The sequence below is a fragment of the Corynebacterium sp. LaCa_282 genome, assembly GCF_057198125.1.
On record NZ_CP191095.1, the window covers coordinates 724,985 to 748,635 of the forward strand.

The following is a 23,651-nucleotide window of genomic DNA, read 5'->3' on the forward strand; positions in this document are numbered from 1 at the left end:
TGAGGGTTGTAGAGGGTGGTGTGGCGCAGGAAAATTGGGTGCAGACGCAAAAGACAGTTCGTTGGGGAAGACGAAGCTCGTCTTGCACTGCGCCGCACGCCACGCGTGTGCATCGCAGTGGTGATTTGTCGAGGGAGATATCGGCTATGAATACTTGCGTCAATACAGTGCCGGTTGATCAACCGGCCTCCAACTACACGTGGCCCAGCCGCAATGGTGCGGCCATCGTGGTCACTGGTGTGCTGAAAATTTCTGGGATGCCGCGTGCGTTGCGCCCAGAAGTAGAGCATGCCATGGATCGGTGCATTCGCACCGAATCGGAGTTCATCGTCCCAGGCGATGACCCGCTGACCGCCCAGTGGTGCACTCGGTGGTACCGCGATGAGATCTCTATGGAGGCGCTCGTGCGCGGTGAGGCTACGGGCCCGGGAATGGATTCTGGCGTCGGTATCGGCTGCCACCAGGTGCTCACCGGAACCGAAGCGGAGCTTGCCGCGCTCGAAAGCGCGGTGTGCTACCTTGCGCAGCGCTATGGTTTTAGCGCCACGGTGCGCTTTAGCTAAGGCGCTCGAGCGAATCGGCTCGAGCACGGCCAAGTAAGCCGTGCCGCACGAGCTAGGTCGCGCGGCGGGGAACCGTTTAGGATACCTCCTCGGCGAAGGGATCCATGATCTTATCGGGAATATCTGCAACCGACTTAAACACGGCGGTCGGGCGGTAAGGGTAGCGGGAGATTTCGCGGTCATCGGAAATGCCGGAGCGCACCAAAATGGAGCGCATGCCGGCCTCGAGGCCCGCCTTGACATCGGTATCCATGCGGTCACCGATCATGACGGTGTTTTCAGAGTGTGCGCCGATGTGGTTAAGCGCCGAACGCATCATGACCGGGTTGGGCTTTCCCACGTAGTAGGGCTCGCGGTGGGTAGCGGCGGTGATCAATGCGGCCACCGCGCCGGTTGCAGGAAGCACGCCCTCGGGAGCGGGACCCGTAACATCAGGGTTGGTGGCGATGAAGCGGGCGCCATTGCGGATGAGGTTGATGGCGGTGGTAATCGCCTCAAAGGAGTAGGTGCGGGTTTCACCGAGGACCACGAAGTCTGCGTCATCATTTGTGAGGATCCAACCGGCCTCGTGCAGGGCGGTGGTGAGGCCGGACTCTCCCACAACGTAGGCCTTGCTGGAGCTGGCCTGGGTAGCCAGGAAGTTTGCCGTCGCCGTAGCGGAGGTCCAGATGCGCTCGGCCGGAATATCCAGACCGGTATTGCGCAGCCGCGCCGCCAAGTCGCGCGGGGTGGACATGGAGTTATTAGTGAGCACCATGTACTCAATGTCATTATCTTTTAGCGCCTGAATGAATTTATCGGCGCCGGGGATCATTTCCCCTTCCTTGATGAGCACGCCGTCCATATCGGATAGGTAAGAAATCATTGGTGGTCCTCCAAATAGTCAGCGATATCGCCGATGGTCTCGCAATTAAGCATTGTTTCCTCAGTAAGCCGCACCTTAAAGAGCTCTTCTGCACGCACGGTGAGCTCTATAAGCTCGAGGGATTCCACGCCGACATCGGAAAGCGCGGTGTCTCCGCCAAGTTCGGCCTCGGTTCCGGTGACTTTGATAATGAGGGCGATGAGCTCGCCCAGCGTATCCCGATCCGGGTCGTGGTCCTTATCTGGGTCAGAACCCTGAAACTTTGCCTGCAATTGGGCACTGAGGTCATTTGCCATAGTGCCCAGTGTAGTAGCGATTGGAGCGTGGCATTGGAGAAATAGGCGCACGCGGTACCGGGTAGGGGGGGGGAATAGGGCAAAAATAATAAAGGCGCTCCCAGCACAAAGCCGGAAGCGCCTGAATTAAATGCCCGTTGCGAAGGCAGGGGCGAAATTATTCGCCGCTATTAGGAGCAATTGGGTCATCCAACTTCAAATCGGCGGCTGCCTTTTCTACGACGGAGCGCTCAATCTTGCCGTCGCGGGCAAGGCCATCGAGCACTGCGACGACGATGGATTCCGCGTCGTTATTGAAGAAGCGGCGGGCACCCTCGCGCGTATCGGAGAAGCCGAAGCCGTCTGCGCCCAAGGTGATGTAGGTACCTGGGACGTAGGGGCGGATCTGCTCCTGCAGCTCGGTGGTGAAGTCCGAGACACCAACGAATGGGCCTTCGAAGTCCTTGAGCTGGGAGGTAGCGAATGCCTCGGAAGGCTCCTCGCCCTTGCGCAGCGCTTCCTTATTGCGGCGAGCACCATCGCGGGCCAGCTCGTTCCAGGAGGTCACGGAGAACAGCGATGCCTTGACATCGTAGTCCTCAGCCAGCATCTCCTGTGCGCGAAGAGCCTCGTGCACGCCAACACCCGAGGCCAGGATATTGGCCGGGGTGGAACCCTTCTCGGCGGTATTGAAGTGGTAGATGCCCTTGTGCAGGCCTTCCACATCCAAGTTCTCCGGCTCGGCCGGCTGGTGGACCGGCTCGTTGTACACGGTGAGGTAGTACATGACCGGCTCGTTGTCCTCGCCGTACATGCGCTCGATACCGCGGGCTACCAGGTGTGCAACCTCGAAGCCGAAGGCCGGGTCATAAGAAATGACCGCAGGGTTGGTGGCTGCCAAGACAGGGGAGTGGCCATCCATGTGCTGCAGGCCCTCACCGGTCAGGGTGGTGCGGCCTGCGGTAGCGCCGATGATGAAGCCGCGGCCCATCTGGTCGCCGGCGGCCCAGAAGGCATCGCCAGTGCGCTGGAAGCCGAACATCGAGTAGAAGATGTACAGCGGGATCATGGCCTCGCCCTGGGTGGCATACGAGGTAGCGGCGGCGGTAAAGGATGCTGCCGCACCGGCCTCAGAAATGCCCTCGTGCATGATTTGGCCATCGGTGGCCTCGCGGTAGGACAACATCAGGTCGTGGTCCACCGGCACGTAGTTCTGGCCGCGCGGGTTCCAGATCTTCATGGTGGGGAACCAGGAGTCCATGCCGAAGGTACGAGCCTCATCCGGGATGATGGGCACGATGCGCTTGCCCAGTTCCTTATTGCGCATGACCTCCTTGAAGGTGCGCACCAAGGCCATGGTGGTAGCCACTTCCTGCTTGCCAGAGCCCTTGCGCACGGAGCGCAGCTTGTCCAAGGAAGGTGCTTCCAATGGGGTGAAGTCCGTGCGACGCTCAGGCAGGAAGCCGCCGAGTTCTTTACGGCGCTCCAGCATGTACTTGATCTCCGGGGAGTCCTTGCCCGGGTGGTAGTACGGCGGCAGGTAGGGATCCTTTTCCAGCTCTTCATCGGAGAAGGGGATTTCCTGCTTATCGCGGAAGTTCTTGAGATCCTCCAGCGTCAGCTTCTTCATCTGGTGGGTAGCGTTGCGGCCCTCGAAGTTGTGGCCCAAGCCGTAGCCCTTAATGGTGTGGGCCAAGATGACGGTCGGCTTGCCGGAGCCCTTGTTCTCTAGGGCGCGGGCGTACGCTGCGTAGACCTTGCGGTAGTCGTGGCCGCCGCGGCGCAGTGCCCAGATTTCGTCATCGGAGAGGTCTTCTACCAGCTTTGCGGTGCGCTCATCGCGGCCGAAGAAGTGCTCGCGCACATAAGCGCCGTCATTGGCCTTGAAGGTTTGGTAGTCACCGTCAGAGGTGGTGTTCATGACGTTGACGAGGGCACCTTCGGTGTCCTTGTCCAGCAGCTTGTCCCAGCCGCGGCCCCAAATGACCTTGATGACGTCCCAGCCGGCACCGCGGAAGAAGGACTCCAGCTCCTGGATGATCTGGGTATTACCGCGCACTGGGCCGTCGAGGCGCTGCAGGTTGCAGTTAATCACGAAGGTGAGGTTATCCAGCTCGTACAGCGCAGCGGTTTGCAGCAGGCCGCGGGATTCTGGCTCGTCCATCTCGCCATCGCCCAAGAAGGCCCAGACGTGCTGCTTGGAGGTGTCCTTGATGCCGCGGGTTTCCAGGTACTTATTAAAGCGTGCCTGGTAAATGGCGTTCATCGGACCGATGCCCATGGACACGGTGGGGAACTCCCAGAACCATGGCATCAGGCGCGGGTGCGGGTAGGAGGGCAGACCCTTGCCTTCACCGAGGGAGACTTCCTGGCGGAAGCCGTCGAGGTCCTCCTCAGAGAGGCGACCTTCCATGTAGGCGCGGGCGTACATGCCCGGGGAGGCGTGACCTTGGAAGAAGACCTGGTCGCCGCCTGAAGGATCGTCCTTGCCCTTGAAGAAGTGGTTGAGTCCAACCTCGTACAGCGGGGCGGCACCCGCGTAGGTGGAGATGTGGCCGCCGACGCCGATGCCGGGGCGCTGCGCGCGGTGCACCATGATGGCAGCGTTCCAGCGGATCCAGCGGCGGTAGCGCTTTTCTAGTTCTTCATCGCCAGGAAATTCCGGCTCCATGTTGGTGGGGATGGTGTTGACGAAGTCCGTCGACGTCAACGAGGGAAGCTCCACGCGCTTGGCGGTGGCGCGCTCCAGAAGGCGCAGCATCAGGTAACGCGCGCGCTCTTGGTCAGAATGGTCCAGCAGACCATCGAGGGAATCCATCCACTCGCGAGTTTCTTCTGGGTCGCTGTCGTGAAGGTACGATGCAACACCATCGCGGATAAGCGGGAAGTTGGAATCGCCCTTGGCGGGGTCCTTCTCGGCCATGTAAACCTCCTAATTAAGGGTCTGCAGAGTTTATCTCCTACGATACGCGTTCCCAGATCGCGAGTGGGAGTCTATCCCGGATAAAACGCCGCGCTTGCCGATGCACCCCCTACCACCTGCGGTTTGCTTCCCTCACCCGGTGTGCAAACGTGGGTAGTAGGCCCCTAAACGGCGCTAGTTCTCCCACAAAACAGGCGCCGGTGTGAGCAGAAAAGGGCCTGCAAATTGGGGGAAAGGGGTGCTATAGCAAGTAAAAGGCGGCCTGGGACGTTAAACTACATGTAATAACACACGCCCTCTGTGCCAATCATGGGCCGGGCGTGAGTAAGAATTCACCGGATAAGGAAGGAAATGCATAGTGGCTGACGCTGCAGTCAAGCTCGGAATCAAGGAAGGGCAAATCGCTCTAGAGCTTGGTTGGGACGAGGATTGTGACAACACAATCTCTGAATCGATCGAAGCCGTACTCGGTGAGGATTTCCTCGAAGAGGAAAATGATGAGCTGTGCGATGTAGTCCTTCTCTGGTGGCGCGAGGAAGACGGCGACCTCGTGGACGGCCTGGTGGATGCCAGCCGCCCCCTCGCGGACAATGGCTCCGTCTGGTTGCTGACTCCGGGTGCCGGCAAGCCGGGCACCGTCGAGCCTGGTCTCATCTCCGAATCGGCGCAGCTAGCCGGTTTGGTGCAGACCAAAGCTGAGCGCTTTGGCGAGTGGCAGGGTTCCTGCCTGGTACAGCGGGGCTACACCAAAAAATAGCCTTCACCAGCTGATTTGTGTAGCTTCACAATCCTGCGCTACTGTACATAACAGCGCAAGGGCGCATGCGGCTTTAGCTCAGCTGGAAGAGCAATTGGTTTACACCCAATAGGTCGGGGGTTCGATCCCCTCAGGCCGCACCATTTTTCAAGTCTCGAGGCATCGTTTTTAAAACGGTGGCTCGAGATTTTTTGCATGCGTGGCCGAAAGCAGGCCCGAGACGGGCCCATAATCAGCCAACGAAGACGGCTAGTAGCGCTCGCGGCGGCGCTTTTTCAGCTTGGCGTAGTGGTCTGGCTTGGAATCGCCGTAGCGAGAGCGGTTGCGCAGCTCGGTGGCGAGAGGTGCGGGATCGGTGTTGGCATCGGTAGCGCCAGTGGCATCGGCATCGGCATCGGCAGCCGTGCCAGGTTCGCCGTTGGAGGCGGGGGCATCGGCAAGCGATTCTGCGTCCGCATTGAGGGCCTGCATGGCGGCTTCTTCTTCGCGCAGGCGGCGGCGCTCGCGAATCTCGGACCAAATAAAGTAGCCCAATCCCAGCGGGGCCATGATGCCAAAGGCAATCCACTGGTAGCCGTAAGAAAGGTGGTTGCCGCGGTCGAGCTGCGGGATGGGCATGGCGTTGAGGACGCCCGGCTGGTCCTCGGAGAGCTGGATATAGTCTTGGCCTAAGTCAGCACCGATAAGCGAGCCCACCTGCTCGGTGTGGATGGAATAGACCTGCTGGTAGCCCTCCTGCGTGATGGGGGCGGTTTTGTGCTCGGCCTCATTCGAGCGCACCATGCCAGTAATCGTTACCTCCTCGGAGGGGGCGGGCGGAATATCCGGCACCGCATTGCCCTCCTCGGCGCTGACCCAACCGCGGTTAATCAGCATGGTCAGGCCCGCATCGGTGCGGAAAGGAACCAAGGATTGATAGGACGGGCCGGAACCGGCGGGGCGCAGGCGAAGCAGCACCTCATCCTCGGGCAGGTAGTGGCCCTTCAGAGTGGTGCGGGACCATTCATCGCCAGAGATGGCCCCATCATCGTCTACGACCTGGTCAATCGGCTGCGGATCGGCCTCGTAGGCGTGGGTGATGTTTTCATTGCGCTCCACAATGTCATCGTCCTTTCCCAATTGCCACGGGGCAAGGACACTAAAGGCCAGGTAGGAAAATGCCACCACGAAAAGCAGCATGAGTACCCAGCCAGGCTTGAGGAACGTCTTTAGCATGCCCCCAAGTCTAGTCGTGGTTTTCGCGAATCCAATCCAGCAGGCCGGGGACGGCGGCTTCGATATTCTTGCGCGCGGTTTCGAAGTCTTCTTCGGTGCCGTAGTAGGGGTCTGCGACCTCGGCGCCCTCCGGGGAATTGGGATCGAAGCTGCGCATCAGGCGGACCTTGTCAGAGTCGATGCCCAGATCGATGAGCGAATCATAGTGCCCGGAATCCATCGCGATGAAGAGATCGGCGTCCATGTGCTCTTCGCCCAATTTGGATGCGCGGTGGGAGGCGCCATCGTGTCCGGCGCGGCGCAGCTCCGCCACGGCCCGCTCATCCGCGCCTTGCCCCACGTGCCAGCCGCCGAGCCCGCAGGAATCCACGGTGGCGAGGAGATCGAGCATGTCATCTTCCATTTCATCGCGAACGATGATTTCGGCCATGGGCGAGCGGCAAATATTGCCGGTACACACAAAGACGAGGTAGAGACCCGAGTGAGAAGAAGATTCAGTCATGCGAAAACCCTTTGCGCAGATAGTACTGTAGTGCGGGAGACAGGATATAGCACTAGCGTAATTTACAAGAATCGAGCATAAAGGAGTATCCCCATGTCTGCTGTGCGAGTGGGCGATGTGCGCCGTGTTTTGGACCAGGCCTATCCGCCCCATTTGGCCGAAAAGTGGGATGCCGTAGGCCTTATTTGCGGCGATCCCGCAGACGAGGTGCGCACCGTCGCCTTTGCTTTGGACTGCACCCAAGAGGTTGCGGACCGCGCGGTTGAGCTCGGCGCGGATATGTTGGTAGTCCACCACCCGCTGCTCCTGCGCGGCGTGGAATCAGTGGCGGCCGATACGCCCAAGGGCAAGGTCGTACACACCCTAATTAAAAATGGCGTGGCGCTTTTTGCCGCCCACACCAACGCCGATAAGGCCCGGCCAGGGGTTAACGATAAGCTCGCGGAGCTCGTGGGCATTACTCCGGGTCGGCCCATCGTGCCGGAAGCCCCAGAGACCATCGATAAGTGGGGAGTGCATATTCCTGTAGGCAGTGCTGAGCAGGTAAAGCAGGCGCTTTTCGATGCCGGCGCGGGCCACATCGGCGCCTATTCCCACTGCTCCTTCGATATCGCGGGCGCAGGCCAATTCCAGCCGGAAGAGGGGGCGGACCCGGTAGAAGGGGACATCGGCAAGCTGCACCGCGGCGACGAGGTACGGGTGGAGTTTGTGGCTCCCTCCTCGCTGCGGTCCACGCTGATTGCGGCGCTGCACGAGGCGCACCCGTATGAGGTGCCCGCCTATGACATCGTGGAAACGGCCGGAAACGGCGACCTTGATACCGCGCTGGGCCTGGGGCGTGTGGGCGAGCTGCCCCGCGAGATGACCCTGCGGGAGTTTACGCAGCAGGTGGCCAATGCCCTGCCGGAGACCGCATGGGGCATCCGGGCCGCCGGGGACCCAGAACAGACCGTGCGCACCGTGGCGGTATCGTCCGGCGCCGGGGATTCCTTCCTTGCGGCTGCGGCAAAGCTGGGAGTCGATGTCTATGTTACCTCTGATCTGCGCCATCACCCGGTGGACGAGCATTTGCGCGCTGGGGGACCAGCCGTCATCGATACAGCCCACTGGGCCAGCGAATTTCCCTGGACGGCGCAAGCAAGCGATATCGTAGAAGCAGCATTAGAACTAGATACGGAAATTATTAGCCTGCGTACTGATCCGTGGACTATCTCCGCGCACCCAAAGGAGTCATAAGTGAAACTATCGCAAGAACTACAGCCGGTACTGCTGGAATTGGCCAACCTGGAACGCTCGCAAGGCATTGGCGGGGAAAAAGAGCTGCCAGAAAAGGTTGAGTACGACAAGGCACAGCAGGAACACAAGCGCTTGCTCGATGCCTCCGGTTCCGCGCAGATGGCAGTCGATGACATGGAAAATGAAATCCTGCGCATCCAGGCCGATGAGCGCAAGCTGCGCCGGCGCGAGCGCGATGACAAGGGTCAGCTCGGGGCCGAATTGGATACCGAAAAGCGCAAGGACATCGAGCATGATCTCTACGCCACCAAGTCCCGCATCGCGGATCTAATGAGTGAGCTACAAGAAGCCCACAACGAGATCCACGCGCTGCGCTCCAACTTGGACGTCCACGGCGCGCGCGTCTCGGATTCCGAGCGCAAGCTAGAAATGCTGCGCCGTGCCGCCGACGCCGCCCAAGAGGCCGCGGATAACCAGACCGATCCCGCCGTGCGCATCGCGGATTTGCGCGAACAGCTGCCTTCCGATGTCCTCGAGGAATACGACGCGCAGCGGCAAGAAAACGGCGTCGGCGCCGCACAATTTAAGGCCAACCGGGCCTGCGGTGGCTGCTTTATCGTCTTACCACCCGCCGATAAAAACGCCGTGCGCAATGCGCCTGCCGATGAGCTGCCGCAATGCAGCGACTGTGGTTCCTACCTGGTGCGCCTGGCATCATGAAGGTCATCATCTACGCCGATGGCGGCTCGCGCGGAAATCCCGGAATCGCAGGTTCTGGCACCGTCGTCTACGCCGCCGATGGTGAGACGGTGTTGCGCGAAATCGTCTATGTCGTCGGCAAGAAAGCCAGCAACAACGTCGCCGAATATCACGGGCTGTTGCGCGGGCTGGAAGCTGCAGTCGAGCTGGGCGCGGATGACGTCGACTTTTATATGGACTCCCGGCTGGTCGTCGAGCAGATGAACGGCCGCTGGAAGATCAAACACCCAGACATGAAGCAGCTGGGTGTACAGGCGCAGAAGCTCATGCAGCAGCTCGGAAGGGTGAACCTGAGCTGGGTGCGGCGAAACGACAACAAAGTAGCCGATGCACTGTCGAATGAGGCTATGGATGCTGCTGCCGCCGGCCACGCGCCGGGTGTGGTGGACTGCGGCGATGATTCTGGCGATGATTCTGACACTGGTGATACTGCCGCTGGCGCTGATGAACAGGCCGTGTCCGATACTTTTTCGGATGCTGGCGCTGCGAAAATTAGCACCGGCTCGCATGCCTCGTGGACGGGCGCGACCTGCCAGCCGACCACGTTGATTCTGGTGCGGCACGGGCAAACGACCTACTCCGCTGAGCACCGGTACTGCGGGCACAGCGATATTGAGCTGACCGAGACCGGCATGCAGCAAGCAGAAGCTTCGGCTGCCGCCGTGGCCGAACGCGGCGAGATTGATCTGGTGGTGTCCTCGCCACTGCAGCGCTGCCAGGTGACGGCGAAAAAGATCGCGGAAAAAACCGGTGCCCAGGTAGAAACGCACGACGCGTTGATCGAGGCAGATTTTGGCGACTGGGAGGGGCTGACCTTCCAACAGGCCCAGGATGACGATGCCGCGCTGCACGATGCCTGGATTACCGATGCGTCGCTAGCACCGCCAGCTGGGGAATCACTCGCACAGGTGCACCGCCGCGTACGGGAATTCCGAAAAGAACTCGTCGCCAAGCACCCCGGTAAAACGATCGCTGTGGTCAGTCACGTTAATCCGATTAAATCGTTGACCCGCCAGGCGTTGAATGCTGGGCCAGCGACGTTTAGTCACCTGTTTTTGGATCTTGCCAGCATTGGCGTCGTCAAGTTTTATGACGAGAACTCGCCGGTGGCATCGGCGGTACTCAGCGTGAACGAAACCGCGCACCTGCGCTGACGGTGATGTGAGCTTAGTTTTTACGCAGCTAGTACCGGGAACTCGATAAGCAGCGGCTACAGTTTTTGCCGCTGCCTTTCTTTCGCTTACTGCCTCCACCGTGCGCACCGTGTTCGGCTTGTACTAACCCCTCGTTGGTGAGCCTTATAAGCCGCCGAGGGCGTTAGGTGCAGCCACTCTTGATGGCAGGACAGGTGCGCAGCGAAATGAAAACAATACCCAATAAGTGATTTGCTTCACATTTTATTATTTTGTTTCTATACTGAAATTCGGCAGTTTGCTCATTAACCAGAGCTCATTGCTTGAGCTCACCAACCAGAGGAGGAGAAGCAATGACTACACCAACCAGAACCGCACAGTCCACACAACCACCGAAGGAATTCACGGCAGCAGTCGTGGAAGAATTCGGCCCTAATGTCACCGTCCGTGCAGAAAAACTCCCAGAACCCGGCGAGCACCAAGCACTCGTGAAACTCGAGGCATCCGGGATTTGTCACACCGACCTGCACGCTGCAGAAGGTGACTGGCCCGTAAAACCAGAACCACCGTTTATCCCCGGACACGAGGGAGTAGGGCGCGTCGTCAAGCTTGGGCCGGGTGAACAGTTCGTGAACGAAGGCGACCTTGTCGGCAACGCCTGGCTCTGGTCGACGTGCGGCGAATGTGAATCCTGCTTAACTGGCTGGGAAACCCGCTGCGTGAAAGCAGAGTACGGCGGCTATACCGTCGACGGAAGCTTCGGCGAATATATGCTCGTTGACACACGCTACTGCGCACGCATCCCGGAAGGTAGCGACCCGGTAGAAGTCGCACCGATCCTATGTGCAGGCGTGACCGTATACAAAGGTCTGAAAATGACCGAGACCAAGCCCGGTCAATATGTCGTCATCTCCGGTATCGGCGGCCTGGGGCACCTGGCGGTGCAATACGCCGACGCGATGGGCATGCGGGTTATCGCCGTTGATATTTCCGATTCCAAGCTGGAGCTGGCCAAGCGCCACGGCGCAGAATTTACCGTGAACGCCAGCGAAGTTGACCCGGTACAGGCGGTGCAGGACTTTACTGACGGTGGCAGCCACGGAGTGCTGGTGACTGCGGTGCACCCGGATGCTTTCGGGCAAGCCATCGAGATGGCTAAACGCGGCGGAACCATCGTGTTCAATGGCCTGCCATCAGGGGAATTCCCGGCGTCCATCTTCGACATCGTGCTGAAGGGGCTGACAATTCGTGGCTCGCTCGTCGGCACGCGTCAAGACCTGGCCGAGGCCATTGATTTTTATGCGCGCGGCAAGGTGAAACCAGATGTCACCGAATGCAGCATTCACGATGTCAACGACGTGTTCAAACAGCTGCACGACGGCAGCATCGATGGACGAAAAGTCATCCGTTACGACTAAGCGCCTTGCAGAGTGTTCCAGCAGATTTGCACAGGTGCGCGGCTATCGACGAAGATGGAGCGGGTGAATGAGCCGGCCGGGCGATCGCGGCTGACAAACTGTGCTGACAGCTGGTGGGCGCAAGTGAAAGTCGAGGAAAGTCCGGACTCCACAGAGCACGGTGGTTGCTAACGGCAACCCGGGGTGACCCGCGGGCAAGTGCAACAGAAAGTAGACCGCCTTGTGCCTCCACTTGCGCTTCGGCCCAAGTTGGGGACACAAGGTAAGGGTGAAACGGTGCGTTAAGAGCGCACCAGCACCGTCAGCGATGGCGGTGGCTGGGTAAACCCCACCGGGAGCAAGGCATCACGGCCCTGCCACGTTGCAGGGCCCGATCAGGCGTTTTAAGGCTGCTCGCCCGAGCCTGAAGGTAGCTGCTGGAACCAACTGGCAACGGTTGGTCTAGATGGATGTTCGCCGCGCGGCGTTCCGCTTAATGGGGCGCTGCGGTTAGACAGAATCCGGCTTATAGGCCGGCTCATTCGCCCTTAATCTTCTACCTTGGCGGGCTCGCCAGCGGCCAGCTTCACCAGCAGGAAGCCATCATCTGCCAGATCTGCCGCGAAGTTTTCCGCGCGGTTGCTGGGGACATAGGCAATAACGGCGCTAGATAGCCCCGCGTGCGCCGAGCGCGCGGCCACCGCGCCGCGGACCGTGACCAGCTCCGCGAGCTTTTCTGCGGAATCGAAGCCATAGATATTGGTTAACGAGGCCTGCGACTGCAAGACAATGGGGAAAAGCTCGTTGCGGCGGTGCGAGCGCAGGTAGCGCACGAAGTGCTCCACGCGGGAGGTCTCTTCCTCATAAAATGCCATCCACTCAGTAGCCGCATTGATGCTGGGGCGGCCCTCCTCGCCGTAGACCTTGTGCACCGCCTTGAGCCACTCCACCACGCGCTGTTGAGCATCGGGCAATAAGCGCAGCGACTCTGTTCCGAAGGAATGGCAAGCATCATCGATAAACTGCTGGCGCTGGCGGATGGCGTCAATTGCCTGTGACTGTTCTTCCGCAGTGTTCCCGGGCACCGCCACGGTGAAGGCCACCACGTCGTGGTCCACGACGTGGGGCGCGTGGGTGACCGAGCCATCGGCATAGTCGATGATGCAGACACCGTCGCCACTGCTGCGCACCGCGGCGGTGTGGCGCGCGCGAAGGGCGGGCTTATGGGCAAAGGTGGTCACCGCCTGGGTGCAGACATCCGCAACGCGCACGCGCAAGGGCGCGTCGAGGTTATCTGTTGGGCCCATTAAAGCAAGCGCTGCGGCAACATCCGCCGCCGATGCGGCGCCTAAGCCGATATCGTTGGGGATATCGCTCACGATGGTGATATCCGCCCCAGCCGTCTCCCTGGACAGTAACTGGCGGTTGACCATGGTGTGCACGATGCCGCCGATGCGCGCGGCCAGCCCACCTTCTGGTGCGGGCGGGATGACCGGCTGCCCCTCTGAGTCCGTCGTGGGTTGTTGCGCCGCAGCGAGCGCAGCCACCTCCTGGAGGCCAATGGAATCGTGTGCAGAATCCCCAATTGCCGGCGCGTAGTGGACGGAAACGATGCCATCCTTGCGCGAACTGACGGCCGCCGCCGCGCGGAGATCCGACAAGCTTGCGGCGACGATGCCCCCATAATGATCGATATGCTCACCAATAAGTGGCCAGGTCGCGGGCGCGCTGGCGACATGGGTGGGCTCCGTTCCCACGATAGAGGCGTGTTGTTGTGCAACGCGCTCAGCGATAGGGGACTTAGGCGTCGACCACAGTGGCATGAAGGCAAAAGCTCCTTTTCCAATTCGGCGGATAAAAATCACGCGGCTACGTGGCGCGGGCTAGCGCCATGGACAAAGTAGCCGATAAAGCGGCTCCCTTGCTCTGCTTGACGGTGCAAGGGAGGCATGAAAAGAAATACTGCCCTCATATTCTAGCGGGCGCGTGTTTTCATGCATGGGTAGTGTGGGCACCAACCACAGGCGGGCGGCGCACACGTGCTGTCCAAAGTATATAGACGAAAGGGACTACCGTGGCGACTACAGCAGATGAGAAGTGGTATTACGACCCTTCCACCAAGGAAGTCAGCAAAGGTAAAGTATCCGGCTGGGAAAACCGCATGGGCCCCTATGACACCCGCGAGGAGGCCGAGCACGCCATAGAAATCGCGCGCGCTCGCACCAAAGCCGCCGATGCCGCAGATAAAGAAGACGATGGCTGGGACTAGTTTAATTCCCAACCATCACCTGACAGCGATTAATGCAGCCTAACGCGCCACAACTGGTGCCACGGCCCGCTACTTCTTCAGCTTTTGCGTAGCGGCTTAAATGCGGCCTTGATGTCCTTGAAAGACTCGTTGTAATCATCCAAGGCGGCCAGGCCGATGGCGCGTTCGCGCTGGTACAGCAGGCCGTAACCAAAGGTATCTTCCCCGCGGCGGTGCGCGTTCTGGGATAGCTCGAGCAATTTATCCCGGGAGGTAACCGAGTCTTGGAAATCCCCTAAGACCGATTGCATCTTTTTGCAGGCCTTGTACAGACGCTTGGTCTTTAACTTCGTTGCGGAACCGGCTGCCTCTGCTGCGTAACGCAGTTTCTTGGCCGCCTTGCGCATATCGTGGAAATAATCCTCGCGTTCGTGCAGTGAAAGCTCCGCGTTATCCCAGTTGTCTACTGCCTTCTTATGGCGCTTGACCAACTTTTTGTAGGCCTTTTCCAAGTGGCGTGCCATCACGGCATCGACGTCCTCGGCCTCCGCATCGCCAGCGTTGGGCGACTTTTCCGTCTTCTTTTCAGTGGTCGGTTCTTCCTCTGCGGGGTGCGTTTCCGCGGATTCTTCGGCAGAATTTTCGGCTGCATCCTCAGACGTATCCCCGTCAGCGTCCACGGTAGCGGAATCGTCTTCGCTGTCGGCATCTTCTGCAGACTGGGCACCGGCCGTCGGGGGATCCGCCAATAGGCGGTCAAGGGACTCGAGCAATTCGAGGTATTCCTCAGAATTTAGCGCGGCGATAACCCTGCGGTGCGCCCGCCGGTAGGCCGTTCCCATATCGCGGGAGATGTGTTCGCGGGTGGCGGCATCCAAGGTATCGGAGTCCTCGGACTCCAAGAGCTCTTGCCAGCGCTCTTCCACAACCTCTGCATCGCGGGCTACGCCCAAAATGCCGGCGAGTTCTTTGAGATCGGCTTCGATCTTCTCAATCTGTGGGCCGACGACAATGCCGTGAAAAGTCTGCAGGTGGCTGCGCAGCTCGCGGGTGGCCATGCGCATCTGGTGCACCGAGTCCCACTCATCGCGGCGAACGCGCGGATCGTAATCAATGAGCTTGTCCCGGTTGGCTTGCAGCGCTGTAATCACTGCGGCTGCTGGGGAATCCTCATCAACGTCTGGGGTAATGAGCGCGGGCGGTAGGGGAGCATTGTTGTAGGAATCTCCCAGGGCTGACTTCAACTTAGACGGGGACGAAGAAACGCGCGCCCCAGCGCCGATGAGAAGGGAAGTGGCGCGGCGAATGAAGTGGCTTCCCGCTTCGGTGCCTGGAAGCTCACCGGCAAGCTCTACCTCCCATTCGCGCCAGGATTGCTGCTGCCCGCCGGGCAGGAAGGAAAAGGCGGTGACGTGGTCATCGCAGAATTCCGCGACAGGATTATTGTGCTCATCCGCAAGCAGCATCTCGGTGCGGTTATTATCCACCTGCGCGATGGGGTTTAACTCGTTGTGGCGAACGATGGAACGCACCTGCCGTACCAGCTCTTGGGGTACCTCGTACTTGCCGTCTACCGGTTCTCCCAGCTCGGCATGGATCTCGGTCCGGCCGCCCTCGCTGGGGATCTTGATGTGCCAGCCATCGTCATTGCCGCCGGTGCGGCGGCGCAAGGTGATTTTGGCGTGCGTTAGGCGCAAATCCTCCGTGTCGTAATAAATGGCGGATAGAGCGTGGCGGCGCGTTTCTGCTATATGGTCAACGGATTCGAGTCGAGTGAGTTCAGGTAGTTGAGTCGATTCTGCTACGGCGAATTTCGCTTCTACTTCCAGGAAAGTCTGTGTTGACATTCGCATACCCTTAAGCTTTTACAACAATTAATTTCACCTGTGATTCTACCCGTGACGCGCAGCGACCGCCTGAAAAATTAAGCAGCGTTTGCTGTGCGCACAGGTAGAAATGCGCAGCCGACACCTTGGGCTGAAAGCGGGTAGAAGAAGCCGCGGGGTGAGGGGGCCGTCGGTATTAAGAATCGATGCCAGCGGCAGGCCCACCCAAGTGGGATTTATCCGCGGCCGTGATGCCATCGGTGATGCCATGCAGGCTATTCATGGATAGCGAGGATGTGGTCAGGTTGGGAAATAGGCGGTCTCGGGTTTCCTCAGCATGATCGGTGCGGGCTTGGAGTGCAGGTAGCGTCTGGGTGGCGATGAGCTCAGCGTGGTGGCTGCAATAGGGGGATTCATCGAGTTTCTCTTCGATCCCGTCTTCATTGGCTAGCTCCAGCAGTTCCCCGATCCGGGCGGCATAGGAAAGCCGGAAGCTCCGGCGATAGGACGCGGTGGTCTGTGTCGCGCGTGCAAACTCGGCCCCTTCGCTATTGCGCATGTACCAATCGCATTGGCGGTTCAGCGAGGAGAATAGATCGGCGCAGTGGGCGGCGTCTTCGGGAGCGCCGATGATGCAGGCAAGGCCCTTTTCATGGATGAGAAGGGTGGTACACCCATTGGCATTGGCGATGGTGCCTAACAAGGTGACCTGGTGCTTGATATATGGCGGGTGAACGTGCACGCGGTGGGAAATGAGGCGGGGCTGGTCCACAGTTAAGAGATCCTCGATGCGGTATTTCTGCTGCAGCGACTGGGCCTTAGAAATAAGCACCTCTGCCTCTTCTGCAAAGGATGTGGACTCGGCCTTGCGCAATAGTCCCAAGACCTTGTGGCGGATTTTATCCTGCTTGTCGCTAGAGCCATCGGCCTGGCTGAGCTCGCCGCCGGCCAAAAGCTCAGTATCGCGCAAACGCGGCAGGTGCACCAGCTCTTTCATGATGGCGCGCATCTTATCGCGGGGAATGAAATTTTCTTGCGGTGCTTCTAATTGCAGCCACGCTTTGCGCAGCGCGGGTGAGGTGATGCGGGCAGGTACGTGCGGACTAGCGCGGTAGATGAGGGGATAGGAATAAGCGCCCAGGACGTGGCACAAATCGTCCGGGGACCACCCGTATTGGGCGGCAGTAACTACGGCATCGATAGCGCTGGCAGAAAGTTCATCAACGTGGGAGGTCATACTAGTTTCTTCCTTTAGAAAGGTTGTACAGGTGTTCGCTTGCCCCACTAGCAAAGCACGTCCACGAAGCCGTACCTGCTGCATTAACCCCCGATCGTTACCCCCTGAATACTCTGCCGACCTGCGAATCTGACCATGTGGAAATTGACTAATGAACTGCACACTGGCTAGCGGTGAGCCGGTAAGGTTTAGGGCATGAATAGCCAACACGAATTCGTCTTACGCACCGTTGAGGAACGCGATATCCGCTTTATCCGATTGTGGTTTACGGATATCATGGGCGCCCTCAAATCCGTAGTGATGAGCCCCTCCGAACTCGAATCCGCCTTTGAGGAGGGGATTGGCTTTGATGGCTCGTCGGTAGAGGGGTTTTCCCGCATCTCGGAATCAGACACCATTGCGCTGCCGGATCCCTCCACCTTCCAAATCCTGCCCTTTGATGACAACGAGCCGGACCTGCAAACGGCGCGCATGTTCTGCGATATTGCGCAGCCAGACGGCCAGCCCTCTGTGGTGGATCCGCGCCATATCCTGCGCCGCCAGGTCACCGAGGCCGCCAATGATGGATTTACCTGCATGGCCTCACCAGAAATCGAGTTCTACCTGCTGGAACACAGCAAGGAACTGACAGACCTGGTCCCCACCGATAATGGCGGGTATTTCGACCAAGCGACACACGATACCGCGCCGCTATTTCGCCGCCGCGCCATGCTGGCGCTGGAATCACTCGGCATCGCCACCGAATTTAGCCACCACGAAACCGCGCCGGGCCAGCAGGAAATCGATCTTCGCCACGCCGATGTGCTGACCATGGCGGATAATATTATGACCTTCCGGCGCGTTATTAAGCAGGTGGCCACGGATTCCAATGTACGGGCAACGTTTATGCCCAAGCCCTTTGAGGATCTCCCGGGCTCCGGAATGCACACGCACTTTAGCCTGTTCGAAGGCCAGTCCAATGCTTTCCACGATCCGGACGATGAATTTTCGCTCTCGCGCACCGCTAAGCAATTCATCGCCGGGATTTTGGAGCACTCTACGGAGATGAGCCCCATTATCAACCAGTGGCCCAACTCCTATAAGCGGTTGATGTTTGGCAATGAGGCGCCGGGTTCGGCCACATGGGGCGTGCAGAACCGTTCGGCGCTGGTGCGCGTGCCAACGTACCGCCTGACCAAGGAGGAATCGCGCCGGGTGGAAATCCGCTCCATCGATGCTTCCATGAACCCATACTTGGGTTATGCGGTCATCCTCGCCGCCGGGCTGCGCGGCATCCGGGAAGGCTACGAATTAGACGAGCCCGCAGAAGACGATGTCCACCAGCTCACCCACCGGGAACGCCGCGCCATGGGGTATAAGGATCTTCCCTCCAGCATGGATCAGGCCCTGCGCGAGTTCGAAAAGTCCGAATTTATGGCAGAGGTCTTGGGCGAGCACGTCTTCGAGTTCTTCTTGCGCGCCAAATGGGAAGAATGGCGCGATTACCAGCGCCAAATTACGACAGTCGAGCTGCGCAACAACCTGAACTTCTAGGAGAATAATGCGTCCTGCCACGGTGCCGTCGCCGGCGTCGCTGGGCCTTAGCCGGTCCCATGCCGCACAAGACTTAGAACAACTGGGATGGAATAACCCGGAGTCCGTTGACCTTCTCTGGACGCTGGCTGCGGTCGGTGATCCAGATTTAGCGCTTAATAACCTCGTGCGCATTTACGAGCAGGCCCCGGAGCTCGATGCGGAAATCCGCAGCAATGAGCAGGTGCGGGTGCGCCTTCTTGCGCTCTTGGGTGCGTCGACGGCGTTTGGGGATCACCTCGCTGCCCACCCGGAGCTGTGGGAAGAGCTGAAAAAGCCCCTGCCGGAGCCAGAAGAGATGCTCACCAGCCTGCTTGAAACGGTCGGCGCGCAGCCGGCAACGTTTGCGGCAGAGCTCGATGCTCCCGATCCAGCGAGGGAGGATCTCAGCGCGCCGGGTACGTACCGCGCGAGCGAAGGTGAGCATAAAAAGGAGATGCGGACCCAGTACCGCACGCTGATGATGCGGCTTGCCGCGCACGATGTGGCGGGTACCTTCCACTCCCGCAAGGGGCAATCCCGCCCGCAGCCGGAGGTAAGCTTCCGGCAGGTTACCACGCTGACGACTGCGCTTGCCGATGCCGCCCTTACCGCCTCCCTTGCCGTTGCGGTGCGCAAGATCTACGGCGACGATCCGCTCGATGCGCAGCTTGCCGTCATGGCGATGGGTAAGTGCGGTGCCGGCGAGCTCAATTACATTTCCGATGTGGACGTTATCTTCGTCGGCAGCGAGGCAACGCCCAAAGCTACCCGGCTCGCCGCGGAGTTTAACCGGATTGGGTCGACGACATTTTTTGATGTCGATGCGAACCTGCGGCCAGAGGGTAAGTCTGGGGCGTTGGTGCGCACGCTGGATTCGCACGTGACCTACTACCGCCGGTGGGCAGAGACCTGGGAATTCCAGGCGCTGCTCAAGGCGCGGGCGATGACCGGCTACCTGCCGCTGGGGCAGGACTATCTGGAACAGATTCGGCCGATGGTGTGGACGGCCTCGCAACGCGATTCTTTCGTGGAAGACGTTCAAGCCATGCGCCGGCGCGTATTGGATAATGTGCCGGATGAGCTCAAACACCGCGAGCTCAAGTTGGGCGTCGGCGGGCTGCGCGATATCGAATTCGCGGTGCAATTACTGCAATTGGTGCACGGTCGCTCCGATGAATCCCTGCGCGCGTTGTCGACGGTGGATGCCCTCGACGCGCTTATCTCCGCCGGTTACGTGGGCCGCGAAGACGGCACGCAGCTCATTGAGGCCTATGAATTCTTGCGCCTTTTAGAACACCGCCTGCAATTGGAGCGCTTCCGCCGCACGCACACGCTGCCGGCAGACGATGATGAAGCGGGCCTGAACTGGCTCGCGGTGATTTCGGGATTCTCCCCGCAGGGCACTAAGTCTGCGGTGCAGGGCATGCTCGCGCATTTGCGACGCATCAGGATGCGCATTTCTGAGTTGCACTCGCGCCTGTTTTATCGCCCACTGCTCAATTCCGTGGTGACCATGTCCGCCGATGAGCTCAAACTCTCCCCAGAGGCGGCAAAGCTACAGCTTGCGGCGTTGGGCTATAGCTCGCCGGATCGCGCCTTCGAGCACCTGACCTCATTGGCATCCGGTACGTCCCGCAAGGCACGCATTCAAGCCATCTTACTGCCCACTTTGATGGAGTGGTTGGCAGACACCGCGGACCCGGATATGGGGTTGCTCAATTACCGCAAGCTATCTGAGGCCGCCCGGGATAAGTCGTGGTTCCTGCGCATCTTGCGGGATGAGGGGATCGTCGGCCAGCGCTTGATGCATATTTTGGGAACCTCGCCATTTACTGCGGACCTTATTATCAGCGCCCCGGATTCGGTAAAACAGCTTTCCGATGGTGCGACCGGCCCCAAGCTGCTTGAAACCAAGCCTGAGCAGGTATCGAAGGCGCTGGTCAATTCTAGCAAGCGCCATGCGCACCCGGATAAGGCGGTGGCGGTCGCGCGCTCGCTGCGCAGGGTAGAACTGGCGCGCATCGCCAGCGGCGATCTCTTAGGGATCATCCCCGTTGAGCAGGTATGCCAAGAACTATCGACTATCTGGAACGCGGTTCTGGAAGCCGCCCTGCGCGCAGAAGTGCGGGCATGGCGAAACGACCACGAGGATGCGGAACCGCCGGCGCGCATTGCGGTCATCGGCATGGGCCGGCTCGGCGGCCGTGAACTTGGATTCGGCTCCGATGCGGATGTCCTTTTCGTGGCAGAGCCTGACGCTGCGGACGATGAGGGTGAGGCCATGCGGTGGGCCATTGGGGTCGTCGATAAGCTGCGCCGCCGCCTTGCCAAGCCCTCCGGGGACCCGCCCTTGGACGTTGACCTGGGCCTGCGCCCAGAGGGGCGTTCGGGTGCTGTGGTGCGCAGCATTGCCTCCTACAAGCGCTATTACCGCGAGTGGGGCGAGGCCTGGGAAATGCAGGCGCTGCTGCGCGCGGCCTTCATCGCCGGAGACGAGGAAGTGGGCCAGCGCTTTATGGAGATGATCGATGAATACCGCTACCCGGATAGCGGTGCAAGCCAGTCCACCATTCGCGCCATCCGGCGCATGAAGGCTCGCGTGGATAATGAGCGCCTGCCGCGTGGGGCCGACCGCACCACCCACACGAAGCTGGGGCGCGGGGCGCTGACCGATATTGAGTGGACGGTGCAGCTGCTGATTATGATGCACGGGCACGAACACCCCGCGCTGCGGCAGCCGGGGACCTTGCCGGTACTGGATGCGCTGGAAGAAAGCGGTGTCTTAAGCTCTGCTCAAACCAGTGACCTGCGAAAAGCATGGTTGATGGCAACCGATGCACGCAATGCGTTAGTGCTGGTGCGCGGCAAGCGCGTGGACCAATTGCCTGGGCCGGGCCCACAACTGGCACAGGTGGCCGGTGCGGCAGGCTGGACGCCGGAGAATAACCAGGATTTCTTGGATACGTACCTGAAATTGACCCGGCACGCGCGCAAGGTGGTCGATGAAGTCTTCTGGGGAGAGGAGGAATCCTTCGAGCATTCTTAAAGTTGCCGCATAACTTGGTCTATACAGCGCTCATTCCCTTAAATTTTGAAGTATCGGACTCTAAAGTAGGAACAAGTTAGAGAAAGGATCTTTGGTATGTCATTTCAGCTGCAGCTCGATGTGGACTCCGCCACCGTGGGAGAATTGGCCGCCTTGCTTTCCGCCGCTCGCGCGGCAGGGGTCCGCGATGATGACGTTCTAAAATTAGATGGCTCCACCTTGACCATCGCGGTATCGGCCCCGCAGACGGGTGCGTCCCGCGCCGGGCAGAACCTCGATGCATCGCATCGCCAAGACGACCTTGATCGTGAGGGCGGTGCGGACTCCCGCTCGCGCGGGCGCGGCGACGGCATTGGGGAGGCCACGATTCGCTCGCTCATTGATATTTTGAATGAACGCGGCACTGGCAATTCCTCGCGCGGTAATGGTTATGGCTTCTTCGGAGGAAATTCGGATTAACATGGCTAAATCTTCGGGAGCCCACCGCAGGAAGCTTATCTACCTCTGGGGCTGTATCGCCGTGGCGACCATTATCGCCGTCGTCGTTGGCACGTGGGCAACCAGCCGCCATCACCCGCCTAAAGGGACGATGACCGTGGGTGATGCCGTAGCCGGGGGAGTGGTACAGGAAGAAGCGCCCGCTCAGGTTAATGGTGCAGTAGGAGGCGATGCGTCTTCGGAAGCCAATCGCGTGATGTCGCTGGCGAAGGCGTTGGGCATTCCCCTGGAATCGGTGCCGCGCGATATTACCCAGAATAAATCCGGAAAGTCTGATGTCCGGCAGTATCTCGAGCGTGAGTTAAAGAGCGCCGTGGCCTCTGGTGAGTTGGATGAAGACGATGAAAAGGCCATCATCGGTGCCTTCGAAAAGGGGATTGTCATCCCTGCCAGCGATGGCATCGTGGCCGAAAGCGCCCCAGCGAATTAGGCCAGTGCCATGGGCACTGGAATGCCTGCGAATGGTCCCTAAGAAGTTTCAGGAAACCGGCAGACTGACGGCATGGCCTTAACAGCTCGTCTCCCTAGAGTTATCCCATAACGAAACGGTAACGAATAAAGGTGTGCGTTACCGAGGGACTGGAGGAGACGATGACAATAAGCAATAGATTATCTACAACCTTGGCGGTGGCTGCAGCCATAGTATTTCCTATTAGCGGGGGATTGGCGATTGCCTTTGCGGTAAATACGGTTCCAGCAGAGACCATTGCCCAAGCCGCAACCGGGGATCCATTAATCCTGCACCTCAAGTCCGCACTCGAGGTAGCAACAGCACTAGCGAAGAGATAGCGTGCATACCCCAACTGTGCACCGCCGCTGCTGCTAAAGTTCCAGGCATGTTGGTTGATGCCATTCGCCTGAAATCCATGCCGCGGGATTATCGCCGCAGCCTGCCTGCCTTCGATTACCTAGCGGATTTAAGGCGCTTTTCCTTTACCCGCCCGGTGACGATTTTCGTCGGCGATAACGGCATAGGAAAATCCAGCCTCTTGGCCGCCATGGCAACGGATCTTGGGTGCTCTCCCAAGGGCGGCCGGATGGGGGATCCGGAAGCAATTTTGCCAGTAAGCCCGGTGGTCTGCGAGTGCACGGAGCTTATCCAGCGCGCCTATTTCCTGCGCGCGGAAACCCATGAATACCTGCTCTCGCGCGAGCAATCCCCCGAGGAAACCGGCGGGCGTTCCACCCTGCCCATCCAGGTGGATGTGCAGGCCCGCTCGCACGGCGAGTCCGTCTTCGACGTGCTCTATGAACGAGTTGACGGCGCTGGGGTCTATATTTTGGATGAACCAGAATCGGGCTTGTCCGTCGTCCGGCAATTGGCATTGATTGCGGAAATCGCCCAGGCCGTTGACCGCGGCGCGCAGGTATTTATCGCCACGCATTCACCCATCCTATTAGGCTGCCCCAATGCCGATATCGTGGAATTAAATGACACCGGCTTCCAGCGCATTTCCTTTGATGAGGCCGAAGCCGTGGCCGCCACTAGGGAGTTCCTCGAGGACCCTGAGGGAACCATCAGCTTTATCTTGGACCCAGACGCAGAAGATGCAGAGGCGGAGGATGCAGAGGCGGCCGACACCACGGTGGACGAGGCCGAAAGACCCGAATAGACCG

General features: G+C 59.6%; 20 protein-coding genes, 1 tRNA gene and 1 other RNA gene. 14 read left to right on the forward strand and 8 right to left on the reverse strand.

All coding sequences use genetic code 11. The features are described from left to right. The first annotated feature begins 146 nt into the window (after positions 1-146). The gene (locus ACP8KU_RS03380; RefSeq protein WP_126319483.1) at positions 147-563 is read left to right on the forward strand and encodes a hypothetical protein; all 417 of its coding nucleotides are present in this window, start codon (positions 147-149) and stop codon (positions 561-563) included. Between the two features lie 76 nt (positions 564-639). On the opposite strand, the gene ACP8KU_RS03385 is transcribed toward ACP8KU_RS03380, so the two are convergent. From ACP8KU_RS03385 to aceE, 3 genes are all read right to left on the reverse strand, one after another. After that, entirely contained in the window at positions 640-1,428 is a 789-nt protein-coding gene (locus tag ACP8KU_RS03385; protein WP_023017178.1) for an HAD-IIA family hydrolase, read from the reverse strand. Further along, on the reverse strand, positions 1,425-1,724 hold the full coding sequence (locus ACP8KU_RS03390) for an acyl carrier protein (RefSeq protein ID WP_284631915.1): 300 nt from the start codon (positions 1,722-1,724) through the stop codon (positions 1,425-1,427). The genes ACP8KU_RS03385 and ACP8KU_RS03390 overlap by 4 nt, the downstream gene beginning before the upstream one ends. A gap of 157 nt (positions 1,725-1,881) precedes the next feature. Beyond that, complete coding sequence (gene aceE / locus ACP8KU_RS03395; protein ID WP_484483981.1) at positions 1,882-4,626, reverse strand: pyruvate dehydrogenase (acetyl-transferring), homodimeric type; 2,745 nt, start codon at positions 4,624-4,626, stop codon at positions 1,882-1,884. Between the two features lie 358 nt (positions 4,627-4,984). Between aceE and ACP8KU_RS03400 the strand changes: the two genes are divergently transcribed. Next, positions 4,985-5,383 carry a DUF3052 domain-containing protein gene (locus ACP8KU_RS03400; RefSeq protein WP_005278208.1) on the forward strand — a complete coding sequence of 133 codons (399 nt, stop codon included), beginning with the start codon at positions 4,985-4,987 and terminating at the stop codon, positions 5,381-5,383. 67 nt (positions 5,384-5,450) lie between these two features. Continuing rightward, a tRNA-Val gene (locus ACP8KU_RS03405) sits at positions 5,451-5,526 on the forward strand. A gap of 106 nt (positions 5,527-5,632) precedes the next feature. Here ACP8KU_RS03405 and ACP8KU_RS03410 read toward each other — a convergent pair. Then, positions 5,633-6,598 carry an SURF1 family cytochrome oxidase biogenesis protein gene (locus ACP8KU_RS03410; protein WP_484483982.1) on the reverse strand — a complete coding sequence of 322 codons (966 nt, stop codon included), beginning with the start codon at positions 6,596-6,598 and terminating at the stop codon, positions 5,633-5,635. Positions 6,599-6,608: 10 nt separating this feature from the next. Then, entirely contained in the window at positions 6,609-7,100 is a 492-nt protein-coding gene (locus ACP8KU_RS03415; protein WP_023029032.1) for a low molecular weight protein-tyrosine-phosphatase, read from the reverse strand. A 93-nt stretch (positions 7,101-7,193) separates the two neighbouring features. Here ACP8KU_RS03415 and ACP8KU_RS03420 point away from each other — a divergent pair, with 93 nt between their 5' ends. The 5 genes from ACP8KU_RS03420 to rnpB all read left to right on the forward strand — a co-directional run bounded on the left by ACP8KU_RS03420 (position 7,194) and on the right by rnpB (position 12,170). Beyond that, on the forward strand, positions 7,194-8,336 hold the full coding sequence (locus tag ACP8KU_RS03420; RefSeq protein WP_284641387.1) for a Nif3-like dinuclear metal center hexameric protein: 1,143 nt from the start codon (positions 7,194-7,196) through the stop codon (positions 8,334-8,336). Further along, positions 8,337-9,056 carry a zinc ribbon domain-containing protein gene (locus tag ACP8KU_RS03425; RefSeq protein WP_278723353.1) on the forward strand — a complete coding sequence of 240 codons (720 nt, stop codon included), beginning with the start codon at positions 8,337-8,339 and terminating at the stop codon, positions 9,054-9,056. Beyond that, positions 9,053-10,249 carry a bifunctional RNase H/acid phosphatase gene (locus tag ACP8KU_RS03430; protein ID WP_237791680.1) on the forward strand — a complete coding sequence of 399 codons (1,197 nt, stop codon included), beginning with the start codon at positions 9,053-9,055 and terminating at the stop codon, positions 10,247-10,249. The genes ACP8KU_RS03425 and ACP8KU_RS03430 overlap by 4 nt, the downstream gene beginning before the upstream one ends. Before the next feature lie 332 nt (positions 10,250-10,581). Next, the gene (adhP, locus tag ACP8KU_RS03435; RefSeq protein WP_005278221.1) at positions 10,582-11,646 is read left to right on the forward strand and encodes an alcohol dehydrogenase AdhP; all 1,065 of its coding nucleotides are present in this window, start codon (positions 10,582-10,584) and stop codon (positions 11,644-11,646) included. A 68-nt stretch (positions 11,647-11,714) separates the two neighbouring features. Continuing rightward, positions 11,715-12,170, forward strand: an RNA gene (rnpB, locus tag ACP8KU_RS03440) — RNase P RNA component class A. Between the two features lie 3 nt (positions 12,171-12,173). Here the strand turns inward: rnpB and ACP8KU_RS03445 are convergent. Beyond that, a complete protein-coding gene (locus ACP8KU_RS03445; protein ID WP_484483983.1) occupies positions 12,174-13,448 on the reverse strand; it encodes a galactokinase family protein in 1,275 nt (424 codons plus the stop codon). 251 nt (positions 13,449-13,699) lie between these two features. Here ACP8KU_RS03445 and ACP8KU_RS03450 point away from each other — a divergent pair, with 251 nt between their 5' ends. Next, positions 13,700-13,894 carry a hypothetical protein gene (locus tag ACP8KU_RS03450; RefSeq protein WP_023023202.1) on the forward strand — a complete coding sequence of 65 codons (195 nt, stop codon included), beginning with the start codon at positions 13,700-13,702 and terminating at the stop codon, positions 13,892-13,894. A 77-nt stretch (positions 13,895-13,971) separates the two neighbouring features. Here the strand turns inward: ACP8KU_RS03450 and ACP8KU_RS03455 are convergent, their stop codons facing one another. Both ACP8KU_RS03455 and ACP8KU_RS03460 read right to left on the reverse strand, forming a co-directional pair. Next, positions 13,972-15,720 carry a CYTH and CHAD domain-containing protein gene (locus tag ACP8KU_RS03455; RefSeq protein WP_484483984.1) on the reverse strand — a complete coding sequence of 583 codons (1,749 nt, stop codon included), beginning with the start codon at positions 15,718-15,720 and terminating at the stop codon, positions 13,972-13,974. 175 nt (positions 15,721-15,895) lie between these two features. Beyond that, entirely contained in the window at positions 15,896-16,936 is a 1,041-nt protein-coding gene (locus ACP8KU_RS03460; protein ID WP_278723357.1) for a DUF2786 domain-containing protein, read from the reverse strand. A 195-nt stretch (positions 16,937-17,131) separates the two neighbouring features. Here ACP8KU_RS03460 and ACP8KU_RS03465 point away from each other — a divergent pair, with 195 nt between their 5' ends. The 5 genes from ACP8KU_RS03465 to ACP8KU_RS03485 all read left to right on the forward strand — a co-directional run bounded on the left by ACP8KU_RS03465 (position 17,132) and on the right by ACP8KU_RS03485 (position 23,647). Further along, entirely contained in the window at positions 17,132-18,469 is a 1,338-nt protein-coding gene (locus ACP8KU_RS03465) for a glutamine synthetase family protein (RefSeq protein WP_005278236.1), read from the forward strand. A gap of 7 nt (positions 18,470-18,476) precedes the next feature. Then, positions 18,477-21,536, forward strand: coding sequence for a bifunctional [glutamine synthetase] adenylyltransferase/[glutamine synthetase]-adenylyl-L-tyrosine phosphorylase (locus tag ACP8KU_RS03470; protein ID WP_484483985.1), 3,060 nt, complete (start codon positions 18,477-18,479; stop codon positions 21,534-21,536). Between the two features lie 96 nt (positions 21,537-21,632). Beyond that, positions 21,633-21,995, forward strand: coding sequence for a hypothetical protein (locus ACP8KU_RS03475; RefSeq protein ID WP_284631923.1), 363 nt, complete (start codon positions 21,633-21,635; stop codon positions 21,993-21,995). A 1-nt stretch (position 21,996) separates the two neighbouring features. After that, positions 21,997-22,464: a hypothetical protein gene (locus ACP8KU_RS03480; RefSeq protein WP_126319458.1), complete on the forward strand. Its 468-nt coding sequence runs from the start codon at positions 21,997-21,999 to the stop codon at positions 22,462-22,464. A gap of 406 nt (positions 22,465-22,870) precedes the next feature. Next, positions 22,871-23,647 (forward strand): AAA family ATPase, encoded by a 777-nt coding sequence (locus ACP8KU_RS03485; protein WP_284641376.1) that lies wholly within the window; start codon positions 22,871-22,873, stop codon positions 23,645-23,647. The last annotated feature ends 4 nt before the right edge of the window (positions 23,648-23,651 follow it).